Consider the following 15663-nt stretch of genomic DNA (forward strand, 5'->3'; position numbering starts at 1 on the left):
CGGTATGATCACGGAACCAGCGACGAAGGAGGGCAGAGCATGTCGGAGAGCACGGCGCGGCCCAGTTCCCTGATCAACACCGTCTACGGCGAGTTCGTCCGCCGCCTCGGCGGCTGGATCTCCATCGCCGACCTGATCGGGCTGATGGCGGAACTGGACGTCGACGGGCCCGCCGTCCGCTCCGCCATCTCCCGGCTCAAGAAGGGCGGCACCCTCGTCCAGGAGCGCCGCACCGGCACCGGCTACCGCCTCGGCCCCGACCTGGGCCCGGTCTTCGACGAAGGCGACCGCCGCATCTTCGGCAGCCTCGAACCCGCCGCCCTCGAGGACGGCTGGGTGATCGCGGTGTTCTCGGTGCCCGAGTCCGAGCGTGCCCACCGCCACCAGCTGCGCTCCCGGCTCACCTGGCTCGGCTTCGGCAACGCCTCCCCCGGCGTCTGGCTCGCCCCCGCCCGCCTGCTGCCCGACGCGCGGCGGCTGCTCCAGCGGCTCGGCCTCGCCGAGTACGTCCATCTGTTCACCTCCGACTACGCCGGCTTCGCCGACCTGAAGGAGGCGGTGAGTTCCTGGTGGGACTTCGCCGCCATCGAAGCGCAGTACGCCGCCTTCACCGACACCTACCAGCCCGTCGCGGAAGAGCTGCGGCAGGAGCCGAGGATCGACGACGTCGAGGCGTTCCGCGACTACGTGCCGATGCTCACCGACTGGCGGCGCCTGCCCTATCTCGACCCCGGCCTGCCGGTGGAACTGCTGCCCGACGACTGGAACGCCGTCGAAGCCCGCCAGATCTTCGTCCGACTCCACACCCGGCTGGCCGAACCCAGCCTGCGCCACGTCGTCAAGGTCACCGGCCTGGAGCCGCGGAACGCCTAGCCCGCCCGTCCTCGCGACGCTCGGCCGCACTTACGGTTACACGTGTCATCCCGAATCACCGCTTGCTTTCTGACGCTCCGTCACGAGTCCCGTCACAAGTGAGGACCAGACATGTCACAGCCGCACGCCGACCTGCTGATCAGGGCACACGCCGTGCACACCCTGGTGCCCGGCGAACCGGTCCAGCGGGCCCTCGCCGTCACCGGCGAGCGGATCAGCGCGCTCTCGCCCGAGCCGAACGGCCTGGACCACCTGGTCACCGAACACACCGCGGTCATCGACGCCACCGACGCGACCGTGCTGCCGGCCTTCGACGACACCCACACCCACCTCATCTTCGCCGCCTACAGCAGCCACGACGTGCCCGTCCACCAGGCCCGCAGCATCCCCGAGTTCCTCGACCTGATCCGGCAGCGCGCCGCCGTCACCCCGCCGGGCGAGTGGATCCGCACCACCACGAACTGGCAGGAACTCAACCTCGCCGAACGGCGGATGCCCACCCGCGCCGAACTCGACCAGGTCACCGCCGAGCACCCGGTGCTGGTCAAGCGCGGCGGCCACAACGACATGCTCAACTCCCCTGCGCTGCGGCTGGCCGGCATCACCGCCGACACCCCGGAGCCGCCCGGCGGCCAGATCGTCCGCGACCAGGACGGCCGGCCGACCGGCCGTCTGGTCGGCACCGCCCTGGCCCTGGTCGAGAAGCTCCTGCCGCGCCCGGACCTCGCGACCCGCATCGACGGCCTGCGGGCGGCCTCCCAGGACTACGCCGCCACCGGCATCGGCACGGTGCGCGACTGCCTGGTCCCGATCGAGGACCTCGACGTGCTGCGCGCCGCCCACCAGGCCGGGGCACTGCACGTCCGGATGCGGGCCCTGGTGTCAGGCTTCGGCGCGCGCTCCGCGGCCGAGGTCGACGAACTGCTGGACCGCATGGAGCCGTGGCGCGACGCCGAGGACCCCTGGCTGCAGGTCTGGGGCGTGAAGTTCGGCATCGACGGCGGCATCGAGGCCGGTGCGCTGGAAGAGCCGTATGCCGACCGGGACTGCTACCAGGGCCTGCTGCTGTGGGAGCCCGACACCCTGGTCGCCACCATCGAGCGGGTGGTCCGGCACGGCTGGCGGGTGGGCGTGCACGCCTGGGGCGACCGCGGACTGCGGATCCTGCTGGACGTGTACGAGCAGGTCCTCGACCGCCACCCTGGCCTGGAGCCCGGCACCCTGGTCATCGAACACGGTGGCCTGGCCACCCCCGAGCAGCGGGCCCGCGCGATCCGCCTCGGCATCCCGGTCACCGTCCAGCACCCCCTGCTGCACGACGCGGCCGCCCCGCAGATCCAGGCCTGGGGCCCGCAACGGGTCCGCGACATCTTCCCGCTGCGCGAATGGATCGACGAGGGTGCGCTCATCACCGCCGGATCCGATTTCCCCGTCGGCCCGTACGGCGCCATGCCCTCGCTGTGGGGCATGACGACCCGTCAGACCGCAGTCGGAGTCCAGGGAGCCGAGCACGCCATCAGCCGCGCGGAAGCGGTCGCCCTGCACACCACCAACGCGGCGCGGCTGCTCGGCGAGGACGGCGAGCGCGGCACCCTCGCCGTCGGCGCCCTCGCGGACCTGACCGTCTGGCCCGAGGACCCCTTCACCCGCCCGATCGAGGGCCTGGCCGCCATGCGCCCGACCGTCACCCTGGTCGGCGGACGCGCCGTGCACGACCCCGCCGGGCTGGCGACGCCGTAGCTAGGACCTGTCTGAGGGCGGAGCGCCGAAGCGGGCGAGGTAGTGCCAGACCCGCTTGAGGGACTGCTCGTCGTGGGCGCCGGCACGGGCGGCGGTGCCGATGATCGCGGGGTCGAGGTGACCGTCCCGGGCGATCTCGGCGCCGAGGTCGACGAACTCCTGGCCGCGGAAGTCGGGGTGGCGGCGCAGCTCGGCCACGCTCAGCCGGTAGCCGCCGTGCCACTCGACGGGGCAGGGCAGCCGGCGGGCCGCCGCCTCGATCTCGGTGCCGCGGTAGCAGGGGTCCAGGACCAGGGCCTCGATGTGCTCGGCGAGCAGCACCGGGCCGTGCACCTGGGCCTCGATGTAGTCGTCCAGCGGGTCGCGGGAGTCGGCGGCGGCCAGCTCGATCAAGGCGCTGAGCGCGGTGGCCACGCCGAAGTCGGTGGGCTCGGTGAAGCTGTCGGGATAACAGAAGGTGGCGCGGCCGACTGCCTCGGCGACCAGCCGGAAGTGCGCCGAGCCGAACCGGGGCGCCGCGCCGACCTGCTGCCGGCGGAAGTCCAACGCGCCGTAGACCGGGCGCTGGTGGGCCGGCGCCTCGTCGTAGGCGCCGCCGAAGATCCGCTGCTCCCAGCGCCAACGGTCGCCGCCCGGGTGCGCGGTCAGGCCGCCGTTGCTGGTGCCGGTGACGAACTGCGAACGGTAGACGCCGGCCTGACCCATCGCCACGAGGATCGGGCGGCCGCCGATCAGCCGGTCCGGATGGAAGTTGAGCGTCACCCGCAGGCTCGGCTCCGCGGCGCTGCCGTTGGCATGCGCGGCGACATGGCGCAGGGCGCGAAGCTGGGGCGAATCATCGGTGTCGAGACTCATGTAGGGCAGTCTGCCCGAGGATGATCAGTGGCCGACAGCCCCGGTGTGCTGGCTCGGACACCAGCCGCAAGGACATGGACGGCTCGACCTGGGGCTGACCGCTTCCGTGCCCCGTCCCCGCACTCCGGCGGACACCGCCGACCGGTCGAGTGCGGGGACACGATGAAGGGCCGGTGCGGTCAGGCGGCGCCGGTGTCGGTCGGTGTCGCCTCGCCGAGCATGGCGAGGGTCAGCACGTTGCCGGAGATGCCCCAGCCGCCGTCGGCGACCTCCTCGACCAGAACCATGGTGTTGTTGCGGGCGCGCTCACCGTAGATCTCGACGTACAGCTCGGTGGTGCGGGTGACGATCTCCTCCTTCTGCCTCGGGGTGAGGGTCTTCTCGGGGACCTTGAAGTTCGCGAACGGCATGGCTGGTTGTTCCTTCTCTCAGTGGGGCGTTACAGGGAGCTGCCTGCGGTGAGCAGGCTGTCCAGTCCGGTGCGGCGGAAGAAGTCGGCGCGGAGGCGGTCGGCGACGTCCGCGCGCACGGCGATCGCCCGGCCACTGCCGGCGACGGCCTCCTTCACGACTCGACTGCTACAACCTGCTCAGCGAGGACGGACGGCAACGCCTGCTGTGGTTCACCGCCCCGCCCGGAAGTCCGGGAGCCGAGCAGTTGGCACTGCTGTCTGTCGTAGGGACCCAGGAGCTGAGCGTCACGGAAGGCGTGGCACCCCGGCCGGCTTGAGGCTGTCCTGGCACCACTGGTCACGGAGCGACCTCCCGGACTCCACCCTGGCCGTCGCCTGGCCCAAGGACGCGCGCTCGCCGGCCGTCGCCGCCTTCGTACGCGCCGCATGCACCGTCGCGGCCGCCCAGCACCCACCAGCAGATCCGTTCATGCAGAGCACGACCAGCTGAGCCGCATTTCGGCGCAGGGTCTCCTTCTCGGCCCCGGCTCGTTGGGCCTGGTGTGGATCACAAAGGGATGGCGTGTGCGGGACTGGTGGCTGCGGTGCTGGTGCTGCTGACGGGGTGTGAGGAGCAGCAGGCGGCGCGGCTGGGCGGGTTGCCGGTGGCGGCGGTCTCCTCGGCGAGCCTGCCGCCGCTGCCGTTGACGAAGGGCGGTGCCCAGGGACTGCGGCGGGAGCGGGGGACGGTGCAGGCCTCGCCTTCGGCCACCGCGGAGGCGAGTCCGGGGGTCACGCCGGAGGCGAGCCTCGAGCCGGGCCCGGCTCCGGGCGCCGAGGAGGAGCCGGCCGCGCCCACCCCCGTCGTCGAGCCACCCCGCCCGAAGCCCTCGCCGCGCCGCTCCCCCGAGCCGCCACCCCGGGCACCGCAGACCGCGCAGCCGCCGCAGCAGCAGCCGGAGCCCGCGCCGGCCGCGCCCGGCGCCACCATGGGCATCTGCGACGCCGCCGAGCACTTCGGCCAGTGGGCGCCCGGTTCCGAGCAGGAGCGGCTCTGCCGCAGCGTCTACGGGGGCTGACCTGTGGCAGCATCAGCTGGAGGATCGCCCAGCTGTGGAGGACTCAGATGATCGCCGCGTTCAGCGTCACCCCGCTCGGGATCGGTGAGGATGTCGCCGAGGCCGTTGCCGCCGCTGTGAAGGTGGTCCGCGCCAGCGGGCTGCCCAATCGGACGGACGCCATGTTCACCTCGATCGAGGGCGAGTGGGACGAGGTGATGGCCGTGATCAAGGAGGCGGTGGACGCGGTGAAGCCGTTCGCCAACCGGGTCAGCACGGTGATCAAGATCGACGACCGGGCGGGCGTCACGGACGGCCTCACCCGCAAGATGGAGTCGCTGGAACGCCACCTCGCGGGCTGAACACCACGTCAGATCCCGAACAGCCGGGCCGCGTTCCGGTAGCAGACCGCGCGCAGCCAGTCGTCGCCCAGGCCGAGGCCGGCCAGTGACTCGAGCGCGTGCTCGTACGGGTAGGGGATGTTCGGGTAGTCGGTGCCGAGCAGGATCCGGTCCTGCAGGTCGAGCAGCCGGGGGCGCAGCGCGGGCGGGAACGGGGTCAGCCGCTCGGTGAACTCGGTGAAGGCCATCGTGGTGTCGAGGTACACCTCGGGGTGCGCGGCGGCCAGGTCGAGGAACTCGGCGTACTCGGGCAGGCCGAGGTGGGCGACGATCAGCCGCAGACTCGGGTGACGGGCCATCACCTCGCCGATCGGTCCCGGGCCGGTGTGCTTGCCGGGCGCCGGCCCGGACCCGCAGTGCGTGACCACCGGAACACCGCGCTCGGCGAGCTCGCCCCAGACCTCGTCCAGCAGCGGGTCCGTCGGGTCGTAGCCGCCGACCTGCAGATGTGCCTTGAAGACCCGGGCACCCGCGTCCAACGCCTCGGCCACGTAGCGTCCGGCCCCGGGTTCGGCGAAGAACGTCGCCGTGTGCAGGCAGTCCGGCGTCCGCGCGGCGAAGTCGGCGCCCCATTCGTTGAGCCACTGCGCCATCCCCGCCTTGTGCGGATAGAGCATCGCCGTGAACGCCCGCACCCCGAACCCGCGCAGCACGGCCAGCCGTTCGGCCTCGTCCTCGCGGTAGGTGATCCCCCACTCCCGCCCGATCAGCGGCCCGGCCGCGTCGAAGTAGGCCCAGACCTTGGCGAGCACGTTCTCCGGCATGAAGTGCGTGTGCACGTCGATCAGCCCGGGAAGGCCCAACCGCTGCCAGAAGTCGGTGATCCGCTCCGCCTCCGGACCCTGCCGCACCGCATCCATCCGGGGCCACCTTCCACGCTCGGGAGTTGATCAGGCCCCAGTATCCACGTGGCGTTCAAGTGGGGTCCGTGACGAAGTCGTTCTACGCGCGTCATCAACAATTAACCGCATACCCCCTTCAAGCAGTGCCACCGCACTGCTGTCATGGACGCATCTGCCACGGCGACCCCACGCCGGGTCAACTCCCCTGGAGCTCCCATGCGTTCAATGCACAGACGGCTCGCAACCGGCGGCACCGCGCTCGCGGTCACCTTCGCGGCCGGCACCCTCTCGCTGACCGGCGCCCCCACCGCGCAGGCCGCGGGCCACCCCACCACCGTCCGTCCGGCCGTCGTCGCCGGCAGCTGCTCGCAGGCCTACCTGCCGCTGCCCGACCCCTCCTGCACCCCGGGCGTGCTCAACCCGGACGTCACGCAGGACACCATCGACAGCACCATCTGCGTCTCCGGCTGGACCGCGACGATCCGGCCGTCGACCACGTACACCAACAAGCTGAAGGCGCAAGGGATCATCGCCTACGGCTACTCCGACACCAACATGTCGGACTACGAGGAGGACCACTTCATACCGCTCGAGCTGGGCGGTTCCCCGACCTCCCCGCTCAACCTGTGGCCCGAGCCGCACTACGTGACCAACGGGACCGGCACCTCCTCCACCAAGGACGGCGTGGAGACGAAGCTGAAGCGGGCGGTCTGCGCCGGCACCGTCACCCTGGCCGACGCGCAGGACGCGCTCGTCACCGACTGGACCACCGCGCTCTCGTCGCTCGGTCTCTGAAGCAGTTGACGCCACCGAAGTTCTGACAGCGCCGATCTGCTGACATAGCCGCTGTTCTGACATCGCCGCTGTTCTGACGCCGCTGGGCTGAATCGGTGTCAGACCCCGGTCCGCGCGGCGCGGACGCTCGCGGACCGGGAGGCGGCGTGCCGATGGTGGAGCATGACGGATCTGGCGGAGACGGTCGGCCGGCGTGCGGTGCTGGCCGCCGCGCTGGCGGGGGCGGTCGCGGGAGCGGTCGCGGGGTGCGGGAGTTCGCCGAAGGGCGGCGCGAGCCCGACTCCCCGTACGAGTCAGCCTCCGAACCCGAGTCCCGGTACGAGTCAGCCTCCGAACCCGAGTCCCAGTACGAGTCCGACCCCGGGTTCGAGCTCCGCGTCCAGCAGCCCCCACCCCACCGGCAGCGCCTCCCCCCTCCCCGCCACCACCGCCTGGCAGCCCGGGCCCGGCGAGATCCAACCGGACGTCAAACTCCGTGCCGTGCAGCTGGTCGAGGCGCTCGGCAACTGGCCGCCCGGCGGCTCCGGCACGGCCGCCGCCCGCAGCCGGGTGGCGGCACTCGGCGGTCTCGACCCGGCGCTCGTGGACCAGGCCGGGCCGCTGCTGTCCGGTGCCGACCAGGCCGCGCTCCAGGTGGTCTACGCCCAGTACGGCGGCATCCTCGCCGACTCGGCCAGCGTGCTGGTGGTCTGCGAGCAGTGGGCCACCAGCACGCCGCCCGGCGGCACCACGGTGGACGTCCGGCTGAGCGCGGCCTCGCCCCGCTGGACCGTCAGCGAGCTGCACCCCGCCGCGCCCGGCAGCCCGGCCGGCACGCTCTCCGCCGCCGCGCAGAGCGTGCTGACAGACCAGCGGATCGAGCTGCCACCGGCCGCCTCGGCCGATGTGCGCAGCGGCCAGGTGCACGACAGCGTGCTGCACGCGATGCTGACGCTGGCGCAGAGCTACACGATCACCGTCAGCGTGGTCCGCTCCGGCCATCCGCTCGACGTGTTCGGCACCACCCGCCCCAGCGACCATCCGCTCGGCCGCGCCTTCGACGTGTGGCGGATCAACGGCCGGCCCGTGGTGGACCCGGGGACCCCGCCCGCGCTGGTCGACGGTTTCATGCGGGCGGCCGCGGCGGCGGGCTCGTACAACGTGGGCGGGCCACGGCTGCTGTCGGGCGGGGCGACCGCCAACCAGTTCTTCAGCGACGACACCCATCACGATCACGTGCACATCGGCTTCACCGGCTGAAGCGCAGCCGAGGCACCGGTCAGCGCCAGCGGCGCGCCTTCGCCGGCGGCTCGTCCATGACCTCGGGGTGCGCGACGAACAGCAGCAGGTGGCCGCAGGCGCGGCACGCAACCGCCTCGACGTCGCTGCGCCGGGCGAACATCCGGCCCGCCAGGTAGACCTTGACCAGCAGGCTGCCCATCCGGTCGGTCCGGCAGGCCACCTGCACCGGACGCAACTCCCCCGCGCAGAGCGGGCAGGCCGCCGGGGGCCGGTAGGTCGACCCGTCCCCCGGCAGATCGTCCTCGAAAGTCCGCTCGTTCTCCGGCATGCTCCCACCCCCGTGCTCGTGCCAGCCCACTTCGTGGGTGCAGGGTATGACCTCACCCCCAGCAGCCTCCCGCTGCCCCCTGCCCCACCGGTTCCGGGCCCACTATGCTCAGTCGGGTGCTGGACGAGACTGATCTCCACTGTGCCGACGGGCGCAGGCTGCACGTCTACGACTGGTCACCCGACACCGCTGGTGCGGCTGACGCCGAGGACCGCCTCGCCGTCTTCTGGCACCACGGCACCCCGAACCTCGGCGCGCCGCCCGAGCCGCTCTTCGCCGTCGCCGAACGACTCGGCATCCGCTGGATCGGTTACGACCGACCCGGTTACGGCGCCTCCACTCCGCTGCCGGGCCGGGACCTCGCCTCGGCGGCCGGCGATGTCGCCGCCGTGGCCAACGCGTTGGGCATCGGGCGGTTCGCCGTGATGGGCCACTCCGGCGGCGCCAACCACGCGCTGGCCTGCGGTGCGCTGCTGGCGGACCGGGTGCTCGGGGTGGTCTGCGCCTCCGGCCTGGCCCCGATGGCGGCCGACGGGCTGGACTGGTTCGCGGGCATGCACCCCTCCGGAGAGTCGGAGCTGCGCGCCGCTGCCGCGGGCCGTGCGGCACTGGAACACTGCCTGGCCACCGACGAGTTCGACCCCGAGGTGTTCACCCCGGCCGACCACGCCGCGCTCGGCGCCGACTGGTCCTGGCTGGCGGCCATCGCCGGGCAGGCCCTGCGGGGCGGCCTGGGCGGGATGGTGGACGACGACCTGGCGTACGTCGCCCCCTGGGGGTTCGACCCGAGTCGGGTCGCCGCTCCGCTGCTCGTCCTGCACGGTGGCGAGGACCGGATGGTGCCCGTCGCGCACGGCGAGTGGCTGGCCCGGCAGTCGGGCGCCACGGAGTTCTGGCCGCGCCCGGCGGACGGGCACATCTCGGTCCTCAACTCCGCTGCGGCGGCGCTGGAGTGGCTCCGGGCGGCGAGCAAGGGCTGAGCGGGTGACGCACCCGCGCTCGCCGCCGATGGCGGGGTCACCGAGGAGTTCGGCCGGCCCGTGAGTGCTTTCAGGCGGTGGCGAACTCGACGATCCGGGCCAGCGGCGGCTGCCACCCCTGGGTGGTGTCCACGACCAGGCAGGGGAGGTCGAGCGCGATCGGAACCCACGACTCGATCGGCTGTTTCCCCTCGGCGATGCGGCCCAGCAGCTCGGCGTCCGCGTGCACGGCGCGCGAGGGCTCTTCGGCGGCCCTGCGGGTGATGCGCAGGCGGGCGAGTTCGGGATCCACGACACAGCGCACGACGCGGATGCCGGCCAGGTCCGCGAGCGGCTCCAGGCCCGGACGCCAGAGGCGATCCTGGAAGGCGGCCTCTGCCACCACGCTCGTTCCCGACGTCAGCAGCTCACCGATGGTGCGGAAGAACACCGCCAGCGTCTCCAGGTCCAGGTGACCGGCGGGATCGGCACTGGTGGCGGCCATCCGCTCCTTGATCTCGTCACGGCAGACCGCCGGCCAGCCGAGCGCGTCGGCCAAGGCGTGCGCCAGCGTCGTCTTGCCGGCCCCGGGAGGGCCGCTGACGGCGACCAGGGTCGGGCGTCGCGTCATGCAGTGCCTCGTTCATAGGGGGAGTCCGATGAGGTCAGCTCCTCCGCCAGCAGGTCCATCAGCAGGGAGTCGTGCCACTGGCCGTCGGCGCCGCGCTCGTGGCGGCGCATGATGCCCACCGGGCGGAAGCCGACCTTGGTGTAGCAGCGGATGGCGGCGAGGTTGTCGGCGGCGGGGTCGATCTCCAGGCGGTGGTGGCCGAGGTCGGTGATCAGGTGGCGGGCCAGGGTGCGGACGGCGTCGGTGCCGAGGCCCTGGCCGTGGACGGCCGGGTCGAGGTAGATGTCGATGCTCGCGTGGCGGTAGTCCGGCTCGGGCTCCTCGGCCCACTGGATGTAGCCGACCACCCGGTCCTGGAACAGGATGACCAGCGACTCGCCGGGCTCGGCGAGGTCCTCGGCGACGGCGGCGGCCAGGTCGGCGCCGCCGCGCCAGCGATGGTGGACCTCGGGGGTGCGGCGGATCGCCGCCAGCACGGGGATGTCCGCCGCACTGGCCGGACGCAGCACCACCTGGTCCCCACAAAGGAACTGACTGTCCATCAGTTGACACTCCCTATGGTCCGGTCGGCGGTCACCCGCTCGCCGAGCAGGGTGGGTTTCTCCGCGAAGGTGGTCGGTTCGGTCCTCATGCCCGGATTCTGGGCGGGCGGCGAGCAGCCTGGCAACCGATTTCGACGGCCCGGCGAGGCGCCCGGTCAGGTGCCACCGCCACCGGAGGCTGCCGGGCGCCGACGCCGCATCCCGGGGCCGGCCGACCGCCCTCGGGCCGACCCGAGGCCGAGTCCGGTGCGGGGCCCGAGGCCGGCCCGGGCGCCGGTCACGGCCCACGGGAGGCTTCGGCGAGGGGCACATGCGAACTGACACACCTTCGGGGACGGCGCAGCCGGGGATCTTCATCCGCCAGCCTCCGAGACCCGCCGCCGCCGGTGCAAGCCCAGCGGCCCGGCTTGACCCGGCCGGCGGTACGTCCGACGACGGCACCGGGGACAGCGCGGCCGACCCGGCGGGTGTTCACGCCCCTGCCCAGCAGCCGTACTCTCCGGTAGGTTTCCGGGGGCAGCGGTGCCGCGGTGGTCGCGTACCGTGGCCGAGCACGGGTTGGGCGACTCGCCAGGAGGCATGATGACGGTCCCGTTCCAGGTCCGGGCGCAGGCGGCGGCAGTGCGGGCGGCCTATGCGCTGCCCGGTCCGCTGCGTCGGCTGATCGCGGGCGCACCGGTCCGGCGGGACGGCCAGGAGTTGGCGTTGGACGCGCAGTTGCTGCTGCGGCTGCAGAAGACGGCCGGGACCGAGCTGGTCGCCGCGGGCGGGGTGGCGTCCTCGCGGGTGGCGCTGGACCTGGGTCGGCATCTGGTGAGCGGTCCGCCGATCGAGCCGGTGGCGACCCGGGAGGTGGCGATCCCGGTCGAGTACGGCGAGTTGCCGGCCACCCTGTACACGCCGGGCGGGCTGCCGGAGCGCTCCGGTCTGCTGGTCTTCTTCCACGGCGGCGGCTGGGTGCTCGGTACCCGGACCAGCCACGACAACACGGCGCGGTTCCTGGCCCAGCGGGCCGGGGTGCGGGTGCTGTCGGTGGAGTACCGGTTGGCCCCCGAGCACATCTTCCCGGCCGCCGTCGACGATGCGCTCGCCGCCTTCGACTTCGCGCACGCCGAGGCTGCGGAACTCGGTGTCGATCCGGGGCGGATCGCGGTCGGCGGGGACAGCGCGGGCGGCAACCTCGCGGCCGTCACCGCGCAGTCGGCGACCCGTCGCGGCGGGCCCGCGCCGGTGTTCCAGCTGCTGTTCTACCCGACGACGGACGCCTCGCGGCGCCGGCCGTCCCGGGAGCTGTTCGGCGACGGCTTCTTCCTCACCGACGCGCAGATGGACTGGTTCGCCGACCACTACGCGCCCGACGGCGTGGACCGCACCGACCCGCGGCTGTCCCCGCTGCTCGCCGAGGACCTCAGTGGCCTGCCGCCCGCGTACATCGCCACGGCCGGCTTCGATCCGCTGCGTGACGAGGGCGAGGCCTACGCCGAACGGTTGACCGAGGCCGGGGTGGCGGTCGCGCTCAGCCGGCAGCCGGACCTGATCCACGGCTACGTGAACTTCCTGGGCATCGGGCAGCGCTTCCGCGAGGCCACCGCGGAGGCCGCCGGCGCGTTGCGGCTGGCGCTCAGCCGGTCCTGACCGGGCGACAGCCCTGGCGCGGCCCGACGCAGACCGGGTCACCCCTGGGCAAGCCAGGTCAGGCCGGTTCCAGGATCACCCAGACCTGCCCGGAGTGGAAGGGCATCGGCTGCCCCGCGTAGCTGAAGGTGGTCCCGCTGCCCGGGTCGGGCCGTGACCAGCTGCCGGTGTAGGCCTTGCCGTCGCGAAGGAAGACGGCGGCGCCGCTGCCGACGGTCGGCGCGTACGGGGAGGGCACGCCCGGATCGTCCTCGAAGCCGCGCGGCGAGGTGGTCTCGGCCACCTTCTGGACGACGACCGTCGGTGCGCCCAGCTGTCCCCCGTCGGTGGTCTGCCCGGGCTTGCCGTCCAGGGCCACCAGGTACTTGCCCTGGGCCGGCGACCAGCTGAAGGTGAACGATGCGGCGGGCATCCGCGCGCTGTACGAGTCGGTGGGGACGCCGCCGGCCGGCGCCGCGCCGAACCGGAAGCCGATGTCCTTGGCCGGTGCGGCGTTCGGGAAGTCGCGCAGGATGCCCGAGGGCGCCACGTACTGGTTGAACGGCGCCACCCTGGACTGGCTGCGGACGTAGGCGTTGGCGGCCTGGTCCGGGGAGGCGTTGTAGACGTCCGCCGCGGCCAGCACCGGCAGGAACTTGGTCAGGGCGCCGGAGTAGGCGAAGTCGACCTTGCCGTACTGCTGGAGGATCGGCAGGTCGCTCTCCCGGGCGCTGCGCACCGGACCGATGCTGTCGCCGGCGGGCAGGTGGTTGGAGTCGTAGATCGCCAGGAAGCGTGCGATGCCGCCCTCGACCTCGATCGCGTAGACCACGTCGGCCGCGTTCACCCCGGTCTGCGGTCGGGCGTTGACGATGTTGTCGATCTTGACGGCAAGGATCCGGCCGGCCTCCCCCGGCAGCCCGGTGAGCGGCGAGGTGCCCCCGCCGGGTGACGGCTTGGCGACCGGATGGTGGGCGCCGCAGCCTGCGACGACGAGGGCGAGCAGCATCGCACTGGTGGCGGCGAGGACCGCCCGGCCCCTGCTCGCACGAGCGGGGCTGCCTTCGAGCTTCTGCGCCATGACCGGGTTCACCTCCGGGGCCGGCCCGGTTGATCCCCTCATCCTAGTTTCGCGGTCGTGGTTTCGCGGTCCTGGTTTCGCGGCTCGCCGCCCAGCGAACGGTCCGCCGCCTAACGAACCCCCTACGATTCCCCCACACCGCGACCCGATCGCAACGCCACCTTCTCCTCCCCGCATCGTGTTCCGCCCGGCGGCTGACCTCTGCTGGATGTCATGGGTACGGGAAGCGGACGTGCGGGAGGCCCGCGGCGCCGGTTGGCGCCGCGGGCCTCCCCAAGGGTGGTCCGGTCAGGACGCGGGCGGGGCGCTGAAGGGGACCGCCCAGGTCTGGTTGGTCTGGACGGCGTTCGGCGAGGCGCCGCAGTCGTACAGGTCGACCGGCTGACCGTTGGTGGTGGTCGCACCCAGGTAGACGTCCAGGCACTTGGTGGTGCCGGCCAGCTTCAGGTTGCCGTCCCGGGTGTAGGTCCAGGTCTGGTATCCCGGGGCGGAGCCGCAGGGTGCGACCCCGGCCCACTGACCGGACTGGCCATTGACCACGCCGGTGGTGGTGCCGCTCTGCGCGGTCAGGCAGAGGTTCGAGGTACCGGTCTGCAGCAGCTGGACGGAGCCGTCCGCGTTCGGCTGCCACTGCTGGTTGGAGCCGCCGCTGCACGGCCACAGGTCGACCGGGTTGTTGGTGCCGGTGCCGGAACGGTAGTTGTCCAGGCAGAGCGAGGCCTTGCCCCAGGTGTCGCGGGAGGCGGTGATCTGGCCGCGCGGGGTGACGGTGCCGCAGCCGTTCTGCGGGGTGATCTTCAGCATCGCGTTGTCGTGCGAGCCGATGGTCAGCGGCACCGAGCCGGTGGAGCTGCTGGTGCTGTGCGCCCACAGGTCGCGCACGTCATAGCCGCAGCCGCCGGTGCTGAAGCCGAGGGCCGACAGCGAGAGCGTGTAACTGGCACTGGAGGCGCCCTTGTTGAGCACGACGACGGATCGGCTGCCGTCGGCCAGCGGCTTGACCACCACGTCGATGCCGCTGCTCGCGGCCGGCGTGCCGTCGCTGTTGGCACCGCCGCCGGTCAGCCGGTAGCCGCCGGCGCCCAGCGGGTCCTGGTCGACCGCGATGACCTCGGAGTTGCCGAGGATCGCCACCGAGGCGTTCAGGTGCGCGGCCTCGCTCGGGTGCGCGGCGATGTAGGAGGGCTCGAACTTGCGGGCGTCGGTGGAGATCACCAGCGGCGCGGCCAGCGAGGAGAAGAGCGCCAGCTGGCTGCGCTCCTCGGCGGTGGTCATGCCGTTGTCGCCGATCAGCAGCATGTCGGCGTCGTTCCAGTTGCCGGGACCCTGGTAGCGGCTGAGCTCGAGGGAGTTGTCGAAGCTCTGGTAGGCACCGAAGTTGTAGCCGGACAGCGGGACGTTCCACGGGTCCTTGCCGTCACCGTAGTTCCAGATGTCCGGGCCCACCCGCCACAGCTGGCCGAGCGAGCGGACCGTGTTCATCGCGCCGAACTTGGTCGAGCCGTTCCCGTAGCCGGCGGGGGCCGAGATGTTGAACATCACGTTGGGCGTGGGGGTGCCCGCGTTGTTGGCGTTGGTGACCGCCGTGTTCAGGGCGCCGGACATCCGCGCGTCCAGCGTCGGGATGGGCAGCTGGGCGCCACAGTTGTCGTACTTGAGCTCGTCGACGCCCCAGAAGACGAAGGAGTTGGCGTCGACCTGCTCGTGGTCCTCGCTGCCGTTGGGCAGGTTGGGCGAGGTCGGCGTCGCGGTGCTGCAGGTGTGCGTGCCGGAGGTCTCGTAGATGCCGAACTTGGCGCCCAGGCTGTGCAGGTAGTCGCCGTAGGCGGTCAGCTCGTAGTCGAAACCGGGCTGCCTGGTGGCGTCGCGGACGTCGGTGGCGCCGCCCCAGTTGAGCCCACCGTGCAGGTAGCCGGAGCTGTTGCGGTACATCCAGCAGTCGTCGACCGTGATGCTCTTGTAGCCGGCGTTGATCAGACCGGAGTCCGCCAGGCCCTTGGCGTTGTCCTCCATGTACTGCTGGAACGAGTAGTTGAGCCGGTTGGAGCCGTCCAGCGGCGCCTGCGGCGTGCAGGTGGCGCGCGACCAGTTGTTGAAGCCCATCGGCGGCACGGCGGCCAGGGGCGTGTTCGGGGTGGCCGCCGACGAGTAGTTGGCGGCCGACTGGGTGACGCCGTCGTTGGCGACGGCCGATCCGGTGCCGAGCAGGCAGCCGGCGGGGAGCAGCGCCACGGTCAGCGCGGCGAGCAGGGGTCTGCGGAGCGGTCTGATTGCCACGGGGGTTGGCTCCTTCGGGCGAGGGTGGCTGCCGGGCCGGACGAGCTGACGGCCG

18 protein-coding genes and 1 pseudogene are annotated in these 15663 nt (G+C 72.4%); 10 read left to right on the forward strand and 9 right to left on the reverse strand.

What is annotated here, in order from left to right; genetic code table 11:
* Nucleotides 1-39 precede the first annotated feature (39 nt).
* On the forward strand, nucleotides 40-873 hold the full coding sequence (locus BR98_RS13275; RefSeq protein WP_035844630.1) for a PaaX family transcriptional regulator: 834 nt from the start codon (nucleotides 40-42) through the stop codon (nucleotides 871-873).
* 111 nt (nucleotides 874-984) lie between these two features.
* On the forward strand, nucleotides 985-2613 hold the full coding sequence (locus BR98_RS13280; protein WP_035844632.1) for an amidohydrolase: 1629 nt from the start codon (nucleotides 985-987) through the stop codon (nucleotides 2611-2613).
* On the opposite strand, the gene BR98_RS13285 is transcribed toward BR98_RS13280, so the two are convergent.
* The 3 genes from BR98_RS13285 to BR98_RS42005 form a co-directional block, all read right to left on the reverse strand.
* Nucleotides 2614-3468, reverse strand: coding sequence for a DUF3626 domain-containing protein (locus BR98_RS13285; protein ID WP_035844634.1), 855 nt, complete (start codon nucleotides 3466-3468; stop codon nucleotides 2614-2616).
* A gap of 179 nt (nucleotides 3469-3647) precedes the next feature.
* A complete protein-coding gene (locus BR98_RS13290) occupies nucleotides 3648-3878 on the reverse strand; it encodes a tautomerase family protein (RefSeq protein WP_035844636.1) in 231 nt (76 codons plus the stop codon).
* Between the two features lie 29 nt (nucleotides 3879-3907).
* Nucleotides 3908-4036: a hypothetical protein gene (locus BR98_RS42005; protein ID WP_267886064.1), complete on the reverse strand. Its 129-nt coding sequence runs from the start codon at nucleotides 4034-4036 to the stop codon at nucleotides 3908-3910.
* A 2-nt stretch (nucleotides 4037-4038) separates the two neighbouring features.
* Here BR98_RS42005 and BR98_RS41220 point away from each other — a divergent pair.
* The 4 genes and pseudogenes from BR98_RS41220 to BR98_RS13305 all read left to right on the forward strand — a co-directional run.
* Nucleotides 4039-4197: pseudogene (locus tag BR98_RS41220) on the forward strand (transcriptional regulator); the annotation flags it as partial.
* Nucleotides 4194-4370: a hypothetical protein gene (locus BR98_RS39305; protein WP_232247398.1), complete on the forward strand. Its 177-nt coding sequence runs from the start codon at nucleotides 4194-4196 to the stop codon at nucleotides 4368-4370. The pseudogene BR98_RS41220 and the gene BR98_RS39305, both read left to right, overlap by 4 nt.
* A 67-nt stretch (nucleotides 4371-4437) precedes the next feature.
* Nucleotides 4438-4938 carry a hypothetical protein gene (locus tag BR98_RS36295; protein WP_051969727.1) on the forward strand — a complete coding sequence of 167 codons (501 nt, stop codon included), beginning with the start codon at nucleotides 4438-4440 and terminating at the stop codon, nucleotides 4936-4938.
* A 47-nt stretch (nucleotides 4939-4985) separates the two neighbouring features.
* On the forward strand, nucleotides 4986-5279 hold the full coding sequence (locus BR98_RS13305) for an MTH1187 family thiamine-binding protein (RefSeq protein WP_035844640.1): 294 nt from the start codon (nucleotides 4986-4988) through the stop codon (nucleotides 5277-5279).
* Nucleotides 5280-5287: 8 nt separating this feature from the next.
* Here the strand turns inward: BR98_RS13305 and BR98_RS13310 are convergent, their stop codons facing one another.
* On the reverse strand, nucleotides 5288-6178 hold the full coding sequence (locus BR98_RS13310) for an amidohydrolase family protein (RefSeq protein ID WP_035844642.1): 891 nt from the start codon (nucleotides 6176-6178) through the stop codon (nucleotides 5288-5290).
* Nucleotides 6179-6385: 207 nt separating this feature from the next.
* On the opposite strand from BR98_RS13310, the gene BR98_RS13315 reads away from it, so the two are divergent.
* On the forward strand, nucleotides 6386-6955 hold the full coding sequence (locus BR98_RS13315) for a hypothetical protein (protein ID WP_232247399.1): 570 nt from the start codon (nucleotides 6386-6388) through the stop codon (nucleotides 6953-6955).
* A gap of 162 nt (nucleotides 6956-7117) precedes the next feature.
* The gene (locus BR98_RS13320; protein ID WP_035844646.1) at nucleotides 7118-8194 is read left to right on the forward strand and encodes a hypothetical protein; all 1077 of its coding nucleotides are present in this window, start codon (nucleotides 7118-7120) and stop codon (nucleotides 8192-8194) included.
* A 19-nt stretch (nucleotides 8195-8213) separates the two neighbouring features.
* On the opposite strand, the gene BR98_RS13325 is transcribed toward BR98_RS13320, so the two are convergent.
* Complete coding sequence (locus tag BR98_RS13325; RefSeq protein WP_035844647.1) at nucleotides 8214-8504, reverse strand: hypothetical protein; 291 nt, start codon at nucleotides 8502-8504, stop codon at nucleotides 8214-8216.
* 116 nt (nucleotides 8505-8620) lie between these two features.
* Between BR98_RS13325 and BR98_RS13330 the strand changes: the two genes are divergently transcribed.
* A complete protein-coding gene (locus tag BR98_RS13330) occupies nucleotides 8621-9484 on the forward strand; it encodes an alpha/beta fold hydrolase (protein WP_035851997.1) in 864 nt (287 codons plus the stop codon).
* Nucleotides 9485-9554: 70 nt separating this feature from the next.
* On the opposite strand, the gene BR98_RS13335 is transcribed toward BR98_RS13330, so the two are convergent.
* Both BR98_RS13335 and BR98_RS13340 read right to left on the reverse strand, forming a co-directional pair.
* Nucleotides 9555-10094, reverse strand: coding sequence for an AAA family ATPase (locus tag BR98_RS13335; protein ID WP_035844648.1), 540 nt, complete (start codon nucleotides 10092-10094; stop codon nucleotides 9555-9557).
* On the reverse strand, nucleotides 10091-10636 hold the full coding sequence (locus tag BR98_RS13340; RefSeq protein WP_035844649.1) for a GNAT family N-acetyltransferase: 546 nt from the start codon (nucleotides 10634-10636) through the stop codon (nucleotides 10091-10093). The genes BR98_RS13335 and BR98_RS13340 overlap by 4 nt, the downstream gene beginning before the upstream one ends.
* A 579-nt stretch (nucleotides 10637-11215) precedes the next feature.
* On the opposite strand from BR98_RS13340, the gene BR98_RS13345 reads away from it, so the two are divergent.
* Nucleotides 11216-12271, forward strand: coding sequence for an alpha/beta hydrolase (locus BR98_RS13345; protein ID WP_232247400.1), 1056 nt, complete (start codon nucleotides 11216-11218; stop codon nucleotides 12269-12271).
* Nucleotides 12272-12329: 58 nt separating this feature from the next.
* Here BR98_RS13345 and BR98_RS13350 read toward each other — a convergent pair whose 3' ends face one another.
* Nucleotides 12330-13331, reverse strand: a complete 1002-nt coding sequence (locus BR98_RS13350) for a DUF3048 domain-containing protein (protein ID WP_035852002.1) — start codon at nucleotides 13329-13331, stop codon at nucleotides 12330-12332.
* A gap of 288 nt (nucleotides 13332-13619) precedes the next feature.
* Entirely contained in the window at nucleotides 13620-15608 is a 1989-nt protein-coding gene (locus BR98_RS13355) for an alpha-galactosidase (RefSeq protein ID WP_035844651.1), read from the reverse strand.
* Between the last annotated feature and the right edge of the window lie 55 nt (nucleotides 15609-15663).

The sequence above is a fragment of the Kitasatospora azatica KCTC 9699 genome (assembly GCF_000744785.1).
Classification (GTDB): domain Bacteria; phylum Actinomycetota; class Actinomycetes; order Streptomycetales; family Streptomycetaceae; genus Kitasatospora; species Kitasatospora azatica.